The following is a 17,021-nucleotide window of genomic DNA, read 5'->3' on the forward strand; positions in this document are numbered from 1 at the left end:
GGGCTTCAGCCCTCGACCGTGATGCCCATGGAGCGGGCGGTGCCGGCGATGATCTTCGACGCGGCGTCCAGGTCGTTGGCGTTCAGGTCGGGAAGCTTGGTCTGGGCGATCTCGCGGACCTGCGCCTCGGTGATCTTGGCGACCTTGGTCTTGTGCGGCTCGCCGGAGCCCTTCTCGACACCAGCGGCCTTGAGGATCATCTTCGCGGCCGGCGGGGTCTTGGTGATGAAGGTGAAGGAGCGGTCTTCGTAGACCGTGATCTCCACCGGGATCACCCAGCCACGCTGCGACTCGGTCGCGGCGTTGTAGGCCTTGCAGAACTCCATGATGTTGACGCCGTGCTGGCCCAGCGCGGGACCGACCGGCGGGGCCGGGTTCGCCGCACCGGCGTTGATCTGGAGCTTGATGAGCCCCGTGACCTTCTTCTTCTTGGGAGGCATAGCTCTCCGGGTCCTTTCGATTCGGGTCCTGCCGGCATCCGGGGGCCACCCGGACGCAGGCATACCGCACAACGATAACGGGTATGGATGTGCGGCCAAAAACCGTGCAGGTCAGACTGGCTACGAGAGCCTGCCTGACCTGCGCGGAAGCGATTGGTCCAGAAGGAACTAGTTCTTCTGGATCTGGTCGAAGGAGAGCTCGACCGGCGTCTCGCGGCCGAAGATCTCCACCAGGCCCTTGACCTTCTTCGAGTCGGGGTTGATCTCGTTGATGGTCGCCTGGAGCGTGGCGAACGGGCCGTCGGTGACGGTGACCGAGTCGCCGACCTCGAAGTCCAGCACCTGGACCTCGACCTTGCGCTGCGGGGCGGGCTTGCCCTCGGCCTCGGCGGCCTCGCGGGCGGCCTTCTCCTCCGCCTCCGGAGCGAGCATCTTGACGATCTCGTCCAGGGTCAGCGGGTAGGGGTCGTAGGCGTTGCCCACGAAGCCGGTGACACCGGGGGTGTTGCGGACGACGCCCCAGGACTCGTTGGTCAGGTCCATGCGGACCAGGACGTAACCGGGCAGCTTGTTCTGCTTGATCGTCTTGCGGTCGCCGTTCTTGATCTGGACGACCTCTTCCTGCGGCACCTCGGCCTGGAAGATGTAGTCCTCGACGTTCAGCGAGACGGCGCGCTGCTCCAGGTTCGTCTTCACGCGGTTCTCGTAGCCGGCGTAGGTGTGGATGACGTACCACTCACCGGGCAGGGAGCGCAGCTCCGTGCGCAGGGCCTCGATCGGGTCGACCGGGGCGGCGGCCTCCGCCTCGACCGCTTCCTCGGCCTCGTCCTCGGTCTCGACCGCTTCCTCGGTCTCGTCCTCGTCCTCGACGTGCAGCGCGGCTTCCTCGGCAGGCTCGCCCGCCTCGGCCTCGGCAGCCTCGAACTCGTCCTGCTCGTCCGCGCCCTCGACGATGTCGAGCTCGTCGTCCACCGTCTCGTCCGGCTCGATGGCGTCGTTCAGGTTCGGGTCAGACACGATGGCTGCTTCTTCCTGGATACATAGGGGTAGAACATGCGAAAACGGGCGCCGGTACCACGGCGCCCTTCGCTCTTGGCTCAGCCGAAGACGTACTTGGCCGCGTGGTTGAGCCCATAGTCAATCACGGTCACCAGGGCGATCATGATTGCGACGAAGAAGATCACCACGGTGGTGTACGACGTCAGCTGATTGCGCGTCGGCCAGACGACCTTGCGGAGTTCCGCGATGACCTGTCGGTAGAAGATGCCGAGGCGCTTCAGCGGGCCCTTCTTGGCGCGCTTGCCACCCTTGCGGGCCTTCTTCTTGGTCTCCAGCGCCTCGTCCTGGGCATCAGGCGTGTCGATGGAGCCCACGGCGTCCGTCATTCGTCCTCACCTGATTCCGGGTCGTGGCCGTGCCGCGCCCGGTCTGAGCCGCACGGCGGTGCATCGCTGTACGTACATGTGCACACATCCTGGCGGTGTGTGTAGCAGGGCCGGAGGGACTTGAACCCCCAACCGCCGGTTTTGGAGACCGGTGCTCTACCAATTGAGCTACGACCCTTTGTGTGTCCCCCAACGTACCGCATCCGGACGAGTGCTCGGTGTGCACCTGCTGTGGACCGGCTGCTGAAGGCCAACGAGGTGAGAGTGTACGTGGTCCACGGCCCGGCGTCGAACAGAAAGTGCCTGTACGGAGTCGCCGCACCGAAGATCGTCCTGGCCGGAGGCCGGATTCGGATGCCTGTTCACGCCTCGACCCCTTGCTGTTCAGTCCGTGAAACCCGCGTGCCGGGGGCGTTTCCGGTCTGGAACGATGGGCCCCATGAGCGCTGCAATCCCTCCCACCGAGCGCCGGGTCTCCGCCCGAGTCGGCGCGATCTCCGAGTCCGCCACCCTCGCCGTGGACGCCAAGGCCAAGGCCCTGAAGGCCGCCGGGCGTCCGGTGATCGGCTTCGGCGCGGGTGAGCCCGACTTCCCGACGCCGGACTACATCGTCGAGGCGGCCGTCGAGGCCTGCAAGAACCCGAAGTACCACCGCTACACGCCGGCCGGCGGCCTGCCCGAGCTGAAGGCCGCGATCGCCGCGAAGACGCTGCGCGACTCGAACTACGAGGTCGACGCGTCCCAGATCCTGGTGACCAACGGCGGCAAGCAGGCCATCTACGAGGCGTTCGCCGCGATCCTCGACCCGGGCGACGAGGTCATCGTCCCGGCGCCGTACTGGACGACCTACCCCGAGTCGATCCGGCTCGCGGGCGGTGTCCCGGTGGAGGTCGTCGCCGACGAGACCACCGGCTACCGGGTGAGCGTGGAGCAGCTGGAGGCGGCCCGCACGGAGAAGACGAAGGTCGTGCTCTTCGTCTCCCCGTCGAACCCGACCGGCGCGGTCTACAGCGAGTCGGAGGCCGAGGCGATCGGCCGCTGGGCCGTCGAGCACGGCCTGTGGGTGCTCACGGACGAGATCTACGAGCACCTCGTCTACGGCGACGCGAAGTTCACCTCGCTGCCGGCGCTCCTGCCCGAGCTGCGCGACAAGTGCATCGTGGTCAACGGCGTGGCGAAGACGTACGCCATGACCGGCTGGCGCGTGGGCTGGGTCATCGGCCCCAAGGACGTCGTCAAGGCCGCGACGAACCTGCAGTCGCACGCCACCTCGAACGTCTCCAACGTGGCCCAGGTGGCCGCCCTGGCCGCCGTCTCCGGTGACCTGGAGGCCGTGGCGAAGATGCGCGAGGCCTTCGACCGGCGCCGCAAGACCGTCGTGCGGATGCTCAACGAGATCGACGGTGTGCTGTGCCCCGAGCCCGAGGGCGCGTTCTACGCCTACCCGTCGGTCAAGGGCCTGCTCGGCAAGGAGATCCGCGGCAAGCGCCCGCAGGACACCGTCGAGCTGGCCGCGCTGATCCTGGAGGAGGCCGAGGTCGCGGTCGTCCCGGGCGAGGCCTTCGGCACGCCGGGCTACCTGCGGCTGTCGTACGCGCTCGGTGACGAGGACCTCGTCGAGGGCGTGAGCCGGATGCAGAAGCTGCTCGCGGAGGCGCGGGACTGAGGTCCGCTCCGCACACGGGGGCCGCTCACCTTTCCGGGAGCGGCCCCCGTCCGCATGTGCGAGCAAGACCACGTTCGGGGAAAGAGGTACCGGCGTGACCGGGACGTACGGCAGGATCCTGGGATGGAGCGTGTACGTGATCTCTCTGAGCTGCCGAAAGCCCATCTGCACCTGCACTTCACCGGCTCGATGCGGCCGGGGACCGTCCTGGAACTGGCCGACAAGTACGGCGTGCGCCTGCCCGAGGCCCTGACCGAGGCGCTGACCAGCGGCGAGCCCCCGAAGCTGCGCGCGACGGACGAACGCGGCTGGTTCCGCTTCCAGCGGCTGTACGACGCGGCGCGCTCCTGCCTCCGGGAGCCGGAGGACATCCGGCGGCTGGTCCGGGAGGCCGCCGAGGAGGACCTGAAGGACGGCTCGGGCTGGCTGGAGATCCAGGTGGACCCGACGTCGTACGCGCCCCGGCTGGGCGGTCTGATTCCGGCCCTGGAGATCATCCTGGACGCGGTCGAGACGACGGCGCGCGAGACCGGGCTCGGGATGCGGGTCCTGGTGGCGGCGAACCGTATGAAGCACCCGCTGGACGCGCGCACGCTGGCCCGGCTCGCGGTGCGGTACGCCGACCGGGGTGTGGTCGGCTTCGGTCTGTCGAACGACGAACGGCGGGGCATGGCGCGCGACTTCGACCGCGCCTTCGCCATCGCACGCGACGGCGGCCTGCTGTCGGCCCCGCACGGCGGCGAGCTGACCGGCCCGGCGTCGGTGCGCGACTGCCTGGACGACCTGCACGCCTCGCGGATCGGGCACGGCGTGCGCGCCGCGGAGGACCCGCGGCTGCTGAAGCGGCTCGCCGACCGGGGCGTGACCTGCGAGGTCTGCCCGGCGTCGAACGTGGCGCTCGGTGTCTACGAGAAGCCGGAGGACGTGCCGCTGCGCACGCTCTTCGAAGCGGGCGTCCCGCTGGCCCTCGGCGCCGACGACCCGCTGCTCTTCGGCTCCCGGCTGGCCGCCCAGTACGAGATCGCCCGCCGGCACCACGGCTTCACGGACGCGGAGCTGGCGGAGCTGGCCCGGCAGTCGGTGCGGGGTTCGGCGGCGCCGGAGGACGTCAAGGCCCGGCTGCTGGCCGGCGTGGACGAGTGGCTGACTCGCCCGGTCGTCTGAAGTGGGCGTAGGGCGGATACGCCTGGAAGCAGATCAGCACCTCGGGGCGGCGCCACGGGTCCGCCTCGGACTCCAGCCCGCGGATGCAGCCCATGAGGGCTGAGCCGCCCTTCACGATCCGCTTCTGGCGCGGTCCCCGGCCCGCCGCCGAGGCGCACTCCATGGCCGTGTCGGCGAAGACGTCACGGCTGCCGATGAGGAAGAGCGTCCGCGCGTGGGTGGTGTGGCGCAGCTCGTCCCGGAAGCCGCTGTCGTGGCTGCGCCGCTCCCAGGCGGCCGCGTCGCGCGCGGTGCGAGCCTCGTCGGTGCGGACGGTCAGCGGGGTACCCCGGGCCAGTCTGCGGCGCAGCTCGGGCCACTTGCCGGGCCGCAGCCCGTAGGTGTGGTGGGCCAGGACCAGGTCGACCCGCTCGCCGCCGCCTCCGTGATGCGCGGTGACGGTGTCGCGCAGCGGGACGTGGACGACGGTGTGCCGCGAGTAGGCGGCGAAGGAGAACAGGCCGGCCAGCCGGCTGAGTCCGTCGTGGTCGCCGGTCAGGACGCCGTAGGGCGCCGGCTCGTGCAGTGACGTGTGCCGCAGCGGCTGCCGGGGCTGGACGACGCGGTGCTCGTGCGGCCCCGTCCTGAACCGGAACTCCCGCAGCCTCAGCCGCATGTGCGATGCCTCATGGCACCAGCGTCGCGATCGGCCGCCGTCCCGCGCAACGGGGTTTCACGGGGCCACGCCGCCCAGCAGGGTCCGGGCGAGCCCGGTGGCGAACGCGTCCACGGGCGGTCGTTCGCCGCTCTCCGTGGCGTCGTAGGCGAACGCGCGCTGGGCGCAGGCGCCGAGCAGGAGCGAGGCGGCCGAGAAGGTGTCGGCGTCGGCGCGGACGCGGCCTGCGGCCTGCTCGGCGCGCAGATAGGCGTCCAGGCTCTCGATCGGTGTGTGCGGCCCGGAGCCGATCTTCCGCAGCGCCTCGTAGTGCCGCCGCTTGAGCTGCGTCTCGGCGTACAGGGAGGCGGCGATCGGGAAGCTCTGCTCGTAGAAGAGGGCCGCCTGGCGGGCGATCTCGGTGAGGTTCTCCTCCAGGGTGCCCCGGCCCGGCTCGGCCTCGAGACTGCTCAGCAGCGGGGTGAGCCGGGGCAGACGCTCGGCGAGCACCCGGACGAACAACTCCTCCTTGCTGTCGAAGTACTTGTAGAGCGCAGCCTCGGAGCAGCCGGCCGCTCTGGCGATCTCCTTGGTGGTGGCGCGGGCGAGTCCGACGGTGAGCATCAGCTCGTGAGCGGCGTCGAGGATGCGGACACGCGCCGGCTTCGTCTCCATGGAACGTCCAATCGGGGCTTGACGAGTGAGTGAGTGCTTACCCACTCTAGAAGAAACCAGGGTGAGTGAACGCTCACCCACCCCACGTGAGGGCGGGAGTCCCCATGAAACTCACCGTTTTCGGCGCCACCGGCGGCATCGGCCGGGAGATCGTCCGACAGGCGCTCGACGCGGGTCACCGGGTGACCGCCGTCGTCCGCGATCCGGCCAGGCTGGACGTCACGGGGAGCGCCCTGGAGGTGTTCCGCGCGGACCTCACCGACCCGCAGGAGCTGCGCGCCGCCGTCGCCGGCCGGGACGCGGTCCTGTCCGGCCTCGGCGCACGCAGCCGCAAGGACGCGGGGGTGGCCGCCCGGCTCACCCGTACGGTGCTCGGGGCCATGGAAGCAGAAGATGTGCGGCGACTGCTGGTGGTCAGCGCCGGCCCGGTCGGACCGGAGCCGGAGAACGACGGCCTCCTGGACCGCAGCATGCGCGGATTGGTCTCGGCGATCCTGAAGGACGTCTACGCCGACCTGCGCGAGATGGAGGCCGGGCTGGCGCGCAGTGGCACGGACTGGACGTCGGTACGGCCGCCGCGCCTGCAGGACAAGCCGCTCACCGGGCGCTACCGCACGGTCGTCGGCGGCTTCCCGCCCAAGGGCCGCTTCATCGCGCGCGCGGACGTCGCCCACGCGAGGCTGTCGATGATCGACGACATGGGCACGGTGAAGCAGGGGGTGGGGGTCGCGTACTGAACCCGGATGTGCGTACGGCTCTTGCGGGCCTGTCGAGCGTGCGGCTTTCCCGACTTGTCGGCTACAGGCTCACGCCGACGGTCACCGGCTCGTTGACCAGCGTGATCCCGAAGGCCGCCTGGACCCCGGCGACGACCTCGCGGGCCAGGGCCAGGAGGTCCTCGGTGGTGGCGGCGCCCCGGTTGGTGAGGGCGAGTGTGTGCTTGGTGGAGATCCGGGCCGGTCCGCTGCCGTAGCCCTTGGTGAAGCCCGCCTTGTCGATCAGCCAGGCGGCCGAGATCTTGGTACGGCCCTCACCCGACGGGTAGGCGGGCGGCTCGACGCCCTCGCCCAGCCGCTCCCGCACGCGCGCGTGGAACGCGGCGAACTGCCCGTCGGTGAGGATCGGGTTGGTGAAGAAGGACCCGGCGGACCAGGTGTCGTGGTCCTCGGGGTCGAGGACCATGCCCTTGCCGGCGCGCAGCTTCAGCACGGTCTCGCGGGCTGCGGCGAGCGGCACCCGCTCCCCCGGCTCCACACCGAGTGCCCGGGCCGCCTCGGCGTACCGGACGGGCGCCGACAGCCCGTCCGCGTCCTCCAGCTCGAAGCGGACGCGCAGCACGACATAGCGCTCGGGGTCGGCCTTGAATCGGCTGTGCCGGTACGAGAAGGCGCACTCCTCGTTCGTGAGCGTGACGGTCCGGCCGGCCCGGCGGTCGTACGCGATCACCTCGGTGATCGTCGAGGAGACCTCCTGGCCGTAGGCGCCCACGTTCTGGATCGGGGTGGCGCCCGCTGAGCCGGGGATCCCGGCCAGGCACTCGACGCCGGCGAGCCCGGCCTCGACGGCGCGGGCGACGGCGTCGGTCCAGATCTCGCCGGCGGCCAGCTCCAGCGTGGTGCCGCGCAGCTCGACGCCGGTCGTGGCGATGCGCAGGGCGGTGCCGTCGAAGCCCTTGTCGCCGATGACCAGGTTGGATCCGCCGCCGATGAGCAGCAGTGGCGTCCCGGTGTCGTCGGCCTCGCGGACGGCGGCGATCACCTCGGCGTCGGTCGTCGCGGTGACCAGCCGGGTGGCGGGGCCGCCCAGCCGGAAGGTGGTCAGCGGGGCGAGGGGGGCGTCGTGGAGTTCCTGCACGCGCCCAAGACTACGAGACGGCACGGACAGCACCGCGAGGCGGCACGGGTGCGCCCGGCCGGGGGCCGTTCCTCCGGCCCGGCACGCGCGCGCGTACGGCCCCGTCCTCACCGACGGGGCCGTACGCGCGCGCGTGCCGGGCGGTGTTCCGTGAGCCGAGCCGGGCTGCCGGCACCGGGCGGCGTGCGCTCAGTGCGCGGCGGTCTCCAGGACCGGCGCGGGCTCGGTCGTGCCGGTGGCGAGGACAGTGCGGCGCCGGGCGGGGATCAGCAGGGCCGCGACTCCGGCGAGGGCGACCATCGCGGCGCCGACGACCAGCGCGGGCCGCAGTCCGTCGACGAAGGCCTGGGCGCTCTCGTAGCCGCCCTGGGCCGAGAAGATCGACGACATGACCGCGATGCCGAGCGCGCCGCCCACCTCGCGCAGGGCGTTGTTGGCGCCGGAGGCGATGCCCTGCTCCGCGGGCAGGACGCTGGACATGACCAGGTTGGAGGCGGGCGCGAAGAACAGGGCCATGCCGATGCCGCTGATGATCAGGCCGGGCAGCTGGGCCGCGTAGGACACGTCGGCGGTGGCCACGGAGGCCAGGTAGCCGAGCCCCGCGGCCTGCAGGAACAGGCCGGTGGCGACGACCGGGCGGCCGCCGATGCGGTCGGAGAGGATGCCGGCGATCGGCGCGACGAGCATCGGCATGCCGGTCCACGGCAGCATCCTGAGGCCCGCCTCGGTGGGCGAGTAGCCGAGCACGCCCTGCATGTACTGGCTGAGCAGGAAGATCGAGCCGAACATCCCGAGGAACATCAGCAGGCTCGCGGCATTGATCCCGGAGAAGGCGCGCGAGCGGAAGAGCCGCATCGGCAGCATGGGGTGCTTGCTGCGGCTGCCGTGGTGCACGAATCCGCCGAGCAGCGCGGCGCCCGCGATCAGGCCGGTCAGCACGAGGGAGCCGGTCCAGCCGTCGACCGGGCCGCGCACCAGTCCGTACACGATCCCGAAGAGCCCGCCGCTGACGAGCAGGGTGCCGGGGAGGTCGAGCCGGGCGCCGGCACCGTAGGACTCGGCGAGGCGCAGGCGGGCGAGCGGCAGCAGGGCCACGCCGAGCGGGACGTTCAGCCAGAAGATCCAGTGCCAGGAGATGTGCTCGGTGAGGCTGCCCCCTATGAGCGGCCCGGAGGCCACGGCAAGGCCGTTGACGGCCCCCCAGATGCCGTACGCCATACCCCGCCTGGCGGCGGGCACGGCCGCGGTCAGCAGGGTCAGTGTGAGCGGCATCATCACGGCCGCTCCGACGCCCTGGACCGCGCGGGCGGCGATGAGGGAGCCGATGCCGGGGGCCATGGCCGCCGCGGCGGAGGCGCCGGTGAAGACGGCGAGTCCGGCGAGGAAGAGCCGGCGGCGCCCGAAGCGGTCGCCGAGCGCGGCGCCGAACATCAGCAGGACGGCGAAGGTGAGCGTGTAGGCGCTCACGGTCCACTCCAGGTCGTCCAGCGCGCCGCCGAGGTCCTTGCGGATGGAGGGCAGGGCGGTGGTGACGACGAGGTTGTCGAGCGCCGCCATGAACCCGGCGACGCTGGTGATGACGAGGGCCCAGACGGCGCCCCCACGACGTGCGGTCTGCTGTGACATCTCTCCCCCAGAGGGTGATCACTGCCGTTGATTAGTTATTGCTGACTAACTTTGCAGCCCATGGAAAAGGGCGGGACGCCGCCCTCTCTCGCGCTACTTCTCCAGCCGCCCGGTGATCCGGGCCGACGGGTACATCCCCTGCCAGACCCGGTGCTCGGGCGGAAATCCCATGGCGGTAAGGGTGTTGATGAGCATTCCGTACGCCAGGAAGGTCGTGGTGTCGTTCACGTCCGCCCCGAGCGGCGGGTGCACGGTCTCCCAGAGCTTCATCCAGCCGGCCCGCACGGCCTCGCCGAACGCGTGGTCGCCTTCCGCCTCGGCGGCCGCCACCGTGATGTACGTCTGCATCTGCATCTGGAGCGTCTCGGGGTGCTCCGTGAGCAGACGCACATAGGCGTTCGCCATGGCGTGCCGGGCTTCGTCGCCGTCCAGCCCCTCGGCGGCCTCCCCGAGGATCCGGCAGGTGTCCTCGATGCACCGGAGGGACGCGGCGGCGAAGATCGCCTTCTTGCCCGGGAAGAGCCGGAAGAGGTACGGCTGCGAGACGCCGACCCGCTTGGCGATCGCCTCGGTGGAGGTGCCGAAGTAGCCCCTCTGCGCGAACTCCGCGATCGCCGCGCGAATGACGCTCTCGCGCCGCTCCTCTGCGCTCATCCTGACCATGCGAGAAAGTTAGTACTCAATCACTAACCAGTCAAGGGATGACCGTGCCGACCCGCGCGCAGGTGACTGTGCCGCTCCATGCGTAAGGGGCGCCCACCCTTGGTCGACGCCCCTTACCCGGCTCTGCCGTCAGGCCAGTCGCACGACCGCCCGGGACATGCCCAGCACCTTCTCACCCTCGCTGGTCGCGATCAGGTCCACGCGGACCGTGTTGTCGTCCAGCTTGGCCGCGACCTTGGCGCTGACCTCGATCACCGCACCCTTGTCGTCGTTCGGCACGACGACCGGCCTGGTGAAGCGGACCCCGTACTCCACGACCGCGCCCGGGTCACCGGTCCAGTCGGTGACCACGCGGATCGCCTCGGCCATGGTGAACATGCCGTGCGCGATGACGTCCGGCAGGCCCACCTCCTTGGCGAACTTCTCGTTCCAGTGGATGGGGTTGAAGTCCCCGGAGGCACCCGCGTACCGCACCAGTGTGGCGCGGTTCACAGGGAAGGTCTGCGCCGGCAGTTCGGTGCCGACCTCGACGTCGTCGTACGCGATCTTCGCCGTCATCGCTGTCTCACGCCTCCTCGGCCGCACGGGCCACGAGCTTGGTCCAGGCGGTCACCACGTGCTCGCCCGCCTCGTCGTGCACCTCACCACGGATGTCCAGCACGTCGTTGCCCGCGAGGGACTTGATCCCCTCGATGGTGGAGGTGACCGTGAGCCGGTCACCCACGCGCACCGGGCGGTTGTAGGCGAACTTCTGGCTGCCGTGCACCACGCGGCTGTAGTCGAGACCGAGCTGCGGGTCCTCGATGACCTCTCCGGCCGCCCGGTAGGTGATGGCGAACACGAACGTCGGCGGCGCGATCACATCGGGGTGCCCGAACGCCTTGGCGGCCTCCGGGTCCGAGTACACGGGGTTGGCCTCCCCGACCGCCTCGGCGAACTCACGGATCTTCTCCCGGCCCACCTCGTAGGGCTCGGTGGACGGATAGGTCCGTCCCACGAAGGACTGGTCGAGCGCCATGGCCCGGCACCTCCTGGTCTCGGCAGCGTATGAAACGACGTAAGGCCGCCCCCCTGTTCGAGGGGGCGGCCTTACGTACGAGCCTGATTTATCGCGTCTCGCGGTGCGCGGTGTGCGCGTTGCAACGCGGGCAGTGCTTCTTCATCTCCAGTCGGTCCGGGTTGTTACGCCGGTTCTTCTTGGTGATGTAGTTCCGCTCCTTGCACTCCACGCAGGCCAGCGTGATCTTCGGGCGGACGTCGGTGGCAGCCACGTGAGTGCTCCTTGACGAACGGATTGATTGAACTAACGCAAAAAGAGTAGCCGATCGAAGGACCGACCCCGCAATCGGCTACCGTCAGTAGCGGTGACCGGACTTGAACCGGTGACACAGCGATTATGAGCCGCTTGCTCTACCGACTGAGCTACACCGCTTTGATGAGATCAGTCCCCGCCTTGCGACGGGAACCTCTCACACCAGAGCCCCAAAACGGAATCGAACCGTTGACCTTCTCCTTACCATGGAGACGCTCTGCCGACTGAGCTATTGGGGCGAGCGATGAAGACATTACACGGTCCGCCGCCGTTCACCCAAATCCGTATCCGGCCGCCCGCCACGGGCTCGTTCGCGGGCCCTCAGCGGGCCGTTCCCAGGCCTCCCGGGAACCTCGCGAGTCCCCTCCGCGGCCCGGGCACGCGCGCGTGAGACACCGGTCATGACCGGTCGCGGTGCGCAGCGCGCGCACGCATGAGCGCTGGTCACACCGGCGGGCGACGCGGGTACCGCCGGAGGCGGACCACGCCGGTACGACTATTGCGCTCCTCCGCGCCGCGCACTGCTCGCCACCCTAGGCTCGACTCACTCTGCGTGATCTTGGGTCCGTCGTGGCCCTGCCCCCCAGCCCCCGGCCCGACCCCTGGAGTCCGATGCCCGACAGCCAGCCGCAGCCACCCTCGCCGTCGAACCCGTCCGGGTCCTCCGGACAACCCGACCCGGCCGCCCTGCTGCTGTGCGGGGCTCGGCTCACCGACGGCCGGACCGTGGACGTACGGCTGGGCGGCGGGCGCATCGAGGCGGTCGGCACGACCGGCAGCCTGACCGCGGGGCCGGCCCGCAAGGGCGCCGCGCGCGTGGACCTCGGCGGCTACCTGCTCCTCGCGGCCCCGGCCGAAGCGCACGCCCACAGCGACACCGCGCTCTCCGCCGAACAGCCGGGACCGGTCTCGTACGCCCCCGAGGACGTCCAGCGCCGGGCCACGGAGGCGGCCCTGCTCCAACTCGGCCACGGGGCGACGGCGTTGCGCGCACACGTGCGCGTGGGCGATGTCCAGGGCCTGGGCTCGCTCGGCGCCGTACTGCAGGCACGGCGCTCCCTGCGGGGGCTGGCGGAACTGACCACGGTGGCGATGCCGCGCCTGCTGACCGGGGTGGCCGGGGCCGACGGGCTCGCGATGCTGCGGGACGCGCTGAAGATGGGCGCCTCCGTGGTGGGCGGCTGCCCGGACCTGGACCCGGATCCCACGGGTTACGTGGAGGCCGTGCTGGAGGTGGCCTCGGAGCACGGCTGCCCGGTGGACCTGCACACGGACGCGGCGGACCCGGCCCGGCTGTCCCGGTTCGCGGCCATGGCGGGTGGCCTGCGCCCCGGCGTGACGATCGGCCCGTGCGCCGGTCTGGCACGCCTGAACACCGAGGCCGCCTCCCGGCTCGCGGACCAGCTCGCGGCGGCCGGTGTGACGGTGGTGTGCCTGCCCCAGGGCGGTTGCGGGGGCGCGGACCGGCGGGGCACGGCCCCGGTACGGCTGCTGCGCGCGGCAGGGGTGCGGGTGGCGGCCGGCAGCGGCGCCCTGCGGGACGCCTCGAACCCCGTCGGCCGCGGCGACCCCCTGGAGGCCGCCTACCTCCTCTCCTCCGCCCATGGCCTGCGCCCCGAGGACGCCTACGACGCGGTGAGCGCCTCGGCGCGCGCGGTCCTGGGCCTGCCCGAGGTCCGCGTGGAGGCCGGCTTCCCCGCCGAACTGCTCGCCGTGCGCGGCGACCACCTGTCCGGCGCCCTCTCCCTCGCCTACAGCCGGATCGTGGTGCACCGGGGGCGAGTGGTGGCACGCACCAGCGCGGTGCGCGAGTACTGCAGCTCGGCGGCAGCGGCGGAACTGGGACTGCCGCGGCAGGGGCGGAAGGAGCTGTCGTGAGGTGGCACCGGTCGCGCAGGGGCACCCGCCAGCCCTCGGGACGCCCGTACGGTTCGGGGGCGCATGTTCGCAACGAGGGGCGCACATCCCAGCCTGTACACCCCGATCGTGCGCCCAGGCGCCCTCTAGCCGCCGCACGCCCTTGATCATGCTCCGGCGCACCCCCGAGCCACGGCGCGCCCCGGCGTGAACCCGTGCGGCGGCCGCGCTTCTTCGGGCGTACGGTCGGAATCATGCGCATTGTCATCGCTGGTGGTCATGGTCAGATCGCGCTGCGGCTGGAGCGACTGCTCTCCGCGCGCAGGGACGACGTCGCGGGGATCATCCGCAACGCGGAACAGAGCGACGATCTGCGGGCGGCCGGCGCCGAACCGGTCCTGCTCGACCTGGAGTCCGCCTCGGTCGAGGAGGTCGCGGCGCATCTGCAGGGCGCGGACACCGCGGTGTTCGCGGCGGGCGCGGGCCCGGGCAGTGGTGCGACCCGCAAGGACACGGTGGACAGGGGTGCGGCCGTGCTGTTCGCGGACGCGGCCGTACGCGCGGGCGTACGACGTTTCGTGGTGGTCTCCTCGATGGGCGCGGACCCCGCGCACGAGGGCGACGACGTGTTCGACGTGTACCTGCGCGCCAAGGGCGCGGCCGACGCGTACGTCACCCGTCAGGACGCGCTCGACTGGACGATCCTGCGCCCCGGGACGCTGACGAACGACGCGGGCACCGGCCAGGTCCGTCTGGAAGCCCACACCGGGCGCGGCTCGATCCCGCGGGACGACGTGGCGGCCGTACTGGCGGAGCTGGTGGACACCTCGGCGACGGCCGGCCTGACGCTGGAACTGATCAGCGGGTCGACGCCGGTGTCGGTCGCGGTGAAGTCGGTCGCGGGGAACTGAGGCGGGCCGCCGGGCGTTCACCTGTCGGAGCGTCAGGGCATCACGGCACCAGAAGGTCAGAGCGCCAGAAGGTCAGAACAGAGGCAGCTGCCCGGGAAAGTCCGGCACGGCGTACCCGTCCAACGCCGGCTGGACCGCCCCGAGTTGGGCCTGCCGCCGGGATCCGGAACACGAGACGAGCTCCCCGCCCTCCCGTGCCCCGGGCGGGTCGTGCCGCGCGAAGCGCCCCGCGACGACGGCGATCTCGCGACGGCACACAGGGCAGGTTCTGCGACGGGAGGTCATGCCGCCAGTGTGCCCGCCGCGCAACGAAGACACCCCTGTGTGGCGGCGCCGGGATTCGAACCCGGGAAGGCTGAGCCGACGGATTTGCAGCATCCCTTTGCCGCCCCGGTCACTGGTGTCCTGACCTGCACGAGTCCGGACACAATCCCGAGGGCATGCCCAGCCCGGCCGCGTGTCGTCCACACAGGTCTGTTCTTCGTCGCGAATCCAGGGCGAACTGGGTAGGTGCGCGGGTACGGTCGAGGTGCTGGATCCGACCGTGTTCGAGGGGGCTTTGGTGGCGGGCGGGGAGGCGCAGTACGGCGCCGACGGTGGGGACCACGTCGACTTCCGTGACGGTTCGTTCAACGGCCCGGTCGCGGGCAAGGTCGACAACCACTTCTACGGGGCCCGGCGGCCTGCGGCCGGGTGGCCGCATCAGGTGGGGGTGATCCCGCCGCGGGCGGCCTGTTTCCAGACCCGCGCGGAAGTGGTGCGGCTGCGTGAAGCACTCACGGGTGGACAGGCCGCGGTCCTGGTGGGGCAGGACACGGTCCACGGTCAGGTGCTGGCCGGGATGGGCGGGGTGGGCAAGACCCAGCTGGCCGCCGACTACGCCCGCACGGCCTGGCAGGCCGGTGAGCTGGACGTGCTGGTGTGGATCACCGCGGCCAACGCCACCGCGGCTGCCTCCGGGTATGCGCAGGCCGCGGTGGAGATCCTGGGCGCCGACCCGGCGGACCGGGAGGCAGCCGCGCGTGCGTTCCTGGCCTGGCTGGAGCCCAAGGCGACCGCGACGCCGTGCCGGTGGCTGGTCGTCCTCGACGACGTGACCGACCCGGCCGACCTGAACGGATTATGGCCACCGGCCGGCCCGCACGGCCGCACCCTGGTCACCACCCGCCGGCAGGACGCCGCCCTGGCCGGCCGTCTGATCAAGGTCGGGCTGTTCACCGAGGCCGAGTCCCTCGCCTACCTCACCACCGCACTCGGCGCCCGCGACCGCCGCGAGCCCGACGAACAGCTGACGGCACTCGCCCAGGACTTAGGGCATCTGCCGCTCGCGTTGTCGCAGGCCGCTGCCTATCTCATCGACGCGGGCATCAGTGCCGCCGCCTACCGGGCTCGGCTGGCCGACCGTGCCACCTCTCTCGCTGACGCCGCCCCCGAGGTCCTGCCCGACGGTCAGACTCAGAGCGCGGCGGCAGCCTGGTCGCTGTCCGTGGACCGCGCCGACACCCTGCGCCCGGTGGGCCTGGCCCGCCCGATGCTCCAGCTCGCCGCATTCCTCAACGCCAACGGCATCCCCGAAACCGTCCTGACCAGCGAACCCGCCCTCGCCCACCTGACCCGGCACCGCGCCGAAGAGCAGGACAGGACTCCCGTGTCTGTCACTGCGGACGAGGCGGTCGGTGCGCTGCGGGCGCTGGCTCGGCTCAGCCTCATCGACCACACCCCCGCCACCCCCCACCAGGCCGTCCGCGTCCACCAGCTCATCCAGCGCGCCACCCGTGACACGCTCACCCCCGGCCGGCACGACCAGCTCGCCCGCACCACCGCCGACGCCCTCACTAAGGCTTGGCCCGCCATCGAACGCGACACCGAACTCGCCCAGGCCCTGCGCGCCAATGCCGCCGCCCTCACCCGCACCGCCGAAGACGCCCTGTACCGGCCCGACGCACATGCGCTGCTGTACCAGGCCGGACAAAGCCTCGGCGAAGCCGGACAGGTCACCGCCGCCACAACCCACTTCCAACGCCTGACCGAAACCACCCGCCACCGCCTCGGCCCCGACCACCCCCACACCCTGACCGCCCGCCACAACCTCGCCTACTGGCGAGGGGAGGCGGGAGACGCGGCCGGTGCCACAGCCGCGTACGAGCAGCTACTGACCGACCAAGTGCGAGTGCAGGGAAAGGACCACCCCCACACCCTGGCCACCCGCCACAACCTCGCTCACTGGCGGGGGGAGGCGGGAGACGCGGCCGGCGCCGCAGCCGCGTACGAGCAGCTACTGACCGACCGGGTTCGGGTGCTGGGCGAGGACCACCCCGACACCCTGATCACCCGCAACAGCCTCGCCTATCGGCGGGGAAAGGCGGGAGACGCGGCCGGCGCCGCAGCCGCATTCGAGCAGCAACTGACCGACCAAGTTCGAGTGCAGGGTGAAGACCACCCCCACACCCTGGCCACCCGCAACTACCTTGCCCACTGGCGGGGGGAGGCGGGAGACGCGGCCGGCGCCGCAGCCGCATTCGAGCAGCTACTGACCGACCAAGTTCGAGTGCAAGGTGAAGACCACCCCCACACCCTGAACACCCGCAGCCACCTCGCCTACTGGCGGGGGCAGGCGGGAGACGCGGCCGGCGCCGCAGCCGCGTACGAGCAGCTACTGACCGACCAAGTTCGAGTGCAAGGTGAAGACCACCCCCACACCCTGATCACCCGCAACCACCTCGCCTATCGGCGGGGGCAGGCGGGAGACGCGGCCGGCGCCGCAGCCGCATTCGAGCAGCTACTGACCGACCAAGTTCGAGTGCAAGGTGAAGACCACCCCCACACCCTGAACA

The 17,021-nt window shown here is 71.1% G+C and carries 18 protein-coding genes and 3 tRNA genes; 6 read left to right on the forward strand and 15 right to left on the reverse strand.

The features are described 5' to 3' along the window. Positions 1–5: 5 nt before the first annotated feature. From rplK to FB157_RS43205, 4 genes are all read right to left on the reverse strand, one after another. Positions 6–440: a 50S ribosomal protein L11 gene (rplK, locus tag FB157_RS43190; protein ID WP_055515278.1), complete on the reverse strand. Its 435-nt coding sequence runs from the start codon at positions 438–440 to the stop codon at positions 6–8. A 168-nt stretch (positions 441–608) separates the two neighbouring features. Further along, the gene (gene nusG, locus FB157_RS43195; protein ID WP_145886698.1) at positions 609–1,457 is read right to left on the reverse strand and encodes a transcription termination/antitermination protein NusG; all 849 of its coding nucleotides are present in this window, start codon (positions 1,455–1,457) and stop codon (positions 609–611) included. Positions 1,458–1,537: 80 nt separating this feature from the next. Then, positions 1,538–1,825, reverse strand: coding sequence for a preprotein translocase subunit SecE (secE, locus tag FB157_RS43200; protein WP_145886700.1), 288 nt, complete (start codon positions 1,823–1,825; stop codon positions 1,538–1,540). Between the two features lie 105 nt (positions 1,826–1,930). Further along, positions 1,931–2,003 (reverse strand) — tRNA-Trp (locus FB157_RS43205). Positions 2,004–2,264: 261 nt separating this feature from the next. On the opposite strand from FB157_RS43205, the gene FB157_RS43210 reads away from it, so the two are divergent. Next, positions 2,265–3,491 (forward strand): pyridoxal phosphate-dependent aminotransferase, encoded by a 1,227-nt coding sequence (locus FB157_RS43210; RefSeq protein ID WP_145886702.1) that lies wholly within the window; start codon positions 2,265–2,267, stop codon positions 3,489–3,491. A 123-nt stretch (positions 3,492–3,614) separates the two neighbouring features. After that, entirely contained in the window at positions 3,615–4,655 is a 1,041-nt protein-coding gene (locus tag FB157_RS43215) for an adenosine deaminase (RefSeq protein ID WP_145886704.1), read from the forward strand. On the opposite strand, the gene FB157_RS43220 is transcribed toward FB157_RS43215, so the two are convergent. Together FB157_RS43220 and FB157_RS43225 are read right to left on the reverse strand one after the other, a co-directional pair. After that, positions 4,600–5,310: a hypothetical protein gene (locus FB157_RS43220; protein ID WP_145886706.1), complete on the reverse strand. Its 711-nt coding sequence runs from the start codon at positions 5,308–5,310 to the stop codon at positions 4,600–4,602. The genes FB157_RS43215 and FB157_RS43220 overlap by 56 nt on opposite strands. Positions 5,311–5,367: 57 nt before the next feature. Then, positions 5,368–5,964 (reverse strand): TetR/AcrR family transcriptional regulator, encoded by a 597-nt coding sequence (locus tag FB157_RS43225; RefSeq protein ID WP_145886708.1) that lies wholly within the window; start codon positions 5,962–5,964, stop codon positions 5,368–5,370. A gap of 104 nt (positions 5,965–6,068) precedes the next feature. Here FB157_RS43225 and FB157_RS43230 point away from each other — a divergent pair, with 104 nt between their 5' ends. After that, positions 6,069–6,701, forward strand: a complete 633-nt coding sequence (locus FB157_RS43230; protein ID WP_145886710.1) for an NAD(P)-dependent oxidoreductase — start codon at positions 6,069–6,071, stop codon at positions 6,699–6,701. A gap of 61 nt (positions 6,702–6,762) precedes the next feature. Here FB157_RS43230 and FB157_RS43235 read toward each other — a convergent pair whose 3' ends face one another. From FB157_RS43235 to FB157_RS43270, 8 genes are all read right to left on the reverse strand, one after another. After that, positions 6,763–7,818, reverse strand: coding sequence for a UDP-N-acetylmuramate dehydrogenase (locus FB157_RS43235; protein WP_145886713.1), 1,056 nt, complete (start codon positions 7,816–7,818; stop codon positions 6,763–6,765). 189 nt (positions 7,819–8,007) lie between these two features. Then, entirely contained in the window at positions 8,008–9,444 is a 1,437-nt protein-coding gene (locus tag FB157_RS43240) for a DHA2 family efflux MFS transporter permease subunit (RefSeq protein WP_145886715.1), read from the reverse strand. 93 nt (positions 9,445–9,537) lie between these two features. Beyond that, on the reverse strand, positions 9,538–10,107 hold the full coding sequence (locus FB157_RS43245) for a TetR/AcrR family transcriptional regulator (protein WP_145886717.1): 570 nt from the start codon (positions 10,105–10,107) through the stop codon (positions 9,538–9,540). Positions 10,108–10,236: 129 nt separating this feature from the next. Next, the gene (locus tag FB157_RS43250; RefSeq protein ID WP_145886719.1) at positions 10,237–10,665 is read right to left on the reverse strand and encodes a MaoC family dehydratase; all 429 of its coding nucleotides are present in this window, start codon (positions 10,663–10,665) and stop codon (positions 10,237–10,239) included. A gap of 7 nt (positions 10,666–10,672) precedes the next feature. Beyond that, positions 10,673–11,125 carry a MaoC family dehydratase N-terminal domain-containing protein gene (locus FB157_RS43255; protein ID WP_145886721.1) on the reverse strand — a complete coding sequence of 151 codons (453 nt, stop codon included), beginning with the start codon at positions 11,123–11,125 and terminating at the stop codon, positions 10,673–10,675. Between the two features lie 88 nt (positions 11,126–11,213). Continuing rightward, on the reverse strand, positions 11,214–11,378 hold the full coding sequence (gene rpmG, locus FB157_RS43260; protein WP_003948671.1) for a 50S ribosomal protein L33: 165 nt from the start codon (positions 11,376–11,378) through the stop codon (positions 11,214–11,216). Between the two features lie 88 nt (positions 11,379–11,466). Then, positions 11,467–11,539, reverse strand: a tRNA-Met gene (locus FB157_RS43265). 46 nt (positions 11,540–11,585) lie between these two features. Further along, positions 11,586–11,658, reverse strand: a tRNA-Thr gene (locus FB157_RS43270). 373 nt (positions 11,659–12,031) lie between these two features. Between FB157_RS43270 and FB157_RS43275 the strand changes: the two genes are divergently transcribed. After that, positions 12,032–13,297 carry an amidohydrolase family protein gene (locus FB157_RS43275; RefSeq protein ID WP_145886723.1) on the forward strand — a complete coding sequence of 422 codons (1,266 nt, stop codon included), beginning with the start codon at positions 12,032–12,034 and terminating at the stop codon, positions 13,295–13,297. A gap of 233 nt (positions 13,298–13,530) precedes the next feature. After that, positions 13,531–14,187: an SDR family oxidoreductase gene (locus tag FB157_RS43280; protein ID WP_145886725.1), complete on the forward strand. Its 657-nt coding sequence runs from the start codon at positions 13,531–13,533 to the stop codon at positions 14,185–14,187. Positions 14,188–14,259: 72 nt separating this feature from the next. Here FB157_RS43280 and FB157_RS49110 read toward each other — a convergent pair whose 3' ends face one another. Next, positions 14,260–14,472 carry a hypothetical protein gene (locus tag FB157_RS49110; RefSeq protein ID WP_145886727.1) on the reverse strand — a complete coding sequence of 71 codons (213 nt, stop codon included), beginning with the start codon at positions 14,470–14,472 and terminating at the stop codon, positions 14,260–14,262. A 244-nt stretch (positions 14,473–14,716) separates the two neighbouring features. Here FB157_RS49110 and FB157_RS43290 point away from each other — a divergent pair. After that, on the forward strand, positions 14,717–17,021 hold a 2,305-nt coding region (locus FB157_RS43290), incomplete at its 3' end, for a tetratricopeptide repeat protein (protein WP_261386927.1).

The sequence above is a fragment of the Streptomyces sp. BK340 genome, from assembly GCF_007827595.1.
In the GTDB taxonomy this organism is placed as follows: domain Bacteria; phylum Actinomycetota; class Actinomycetes; order Streptomycetales; family Streptomycetaceae; genus Streptomyces.

Excerpts from the sequence above, each read along its gene's own strand:
- rplK (WP_055515278.1), bottom strand. The coding sequence starts at position 440 with ATGCCTCCCAAGAAGAAGAAGGTCACGGGGCTCATCAAGCTCCAGATC.
- secE (WP_145886700.1), bottom strand. The coding sequence starts at position 1,825 with ATGACGGACGCCGTGGGCTCCATCGACACGCCTGATGCCCAGGACGAG.
- FB157_RS43210 (WP_145886702.1), top strand. The coding sequence starts at position 2,265 with ATGAGCGCTGCAATCCCTCCCACCGAGCGCCGGGTCTCCGCCCGAGTC.
- FB157_RS43215 (WP_145886704.1), top strand. The coding sequence starts at position 3,615 with ATGGAGCGTGTACGTGATCTCTCTGAGCTGCCGAAAGCCCATCTGCAC.
- FB157_RS43220 (WP_145886706.1), bottom strand. The coding sequence starts at position 5,310 with ATGCGGCTGAGGCTGCGGGAGTTCCGGTTCAGGACGGGGCCGCACGAG.
- FB157_RS43225 (WP_145886708.1), bottom strand. The coding sequence starts at position 5,964 with ATGGAGACGAAGCCGGCGCGTGTCCGCATCCTCGACGCCGCTCACGAG.
- FB157_RS43230 (WP_145886710.1), top strand. The coding sequence starts at position 6,069 with ATGAAACTCACCGTTTTCGGCGCCACCGGCGGCATCGGCCGGGAGATC.
- FB157_RS43240 (WP_145886715.1), bottom strand. The coding sequence starts at position 9,444 with ATGTCACAGCAGACCGCACGTCGTGGGGGCGCCGTCTGGGCCCTCGTC.
- FB157_RS43245 (WP_145886717.1), bottom strand. The coding sequence starts at position 10,107 with ATGGTCAGGATGAGCGCAGAGGAGCGGCGCGAGAGCGTCATTCGCGCG.
- FB157_RS43250 (WP_145886719.1), bottom strand. The coding sequence starts at position 10,665 with ATGACGGCGAAGATCGCGTACGACGACGTCGAGGTCGGCACCGAACTG.
- FB157_RS43255 (WP_145886721.1), bottom strand. The coding sequence starts at position 11,125 with ATGGCGCTCGACCAGTCCTTCGTGGGACGGACCTATCCGTCCACCGAG.
- FB157_RS43275 (WP_145886723.1), top strand. The coding sequence starts at position 12,032 with ATGCCCGACAGCCAGCCGCAGCCACCCTCGCCGTCGAACCCGTCCGGG.
- FB157_RS43280 (WP_145886725.1), top strand. The coding sequence starts at position 13,531 with ATGCGCATTGTCATCGCTGGTGGTCATGGTCAGATCGCGCTGCGGCTG.
- FB157_RS49110 (WP_145886727.1), bottom strand. The coding sequence starts at position 14,472 with ATGACCTCCCGTCGCAGAACCTGCCCTGTGTGCCGTCGCGAGATCGCC.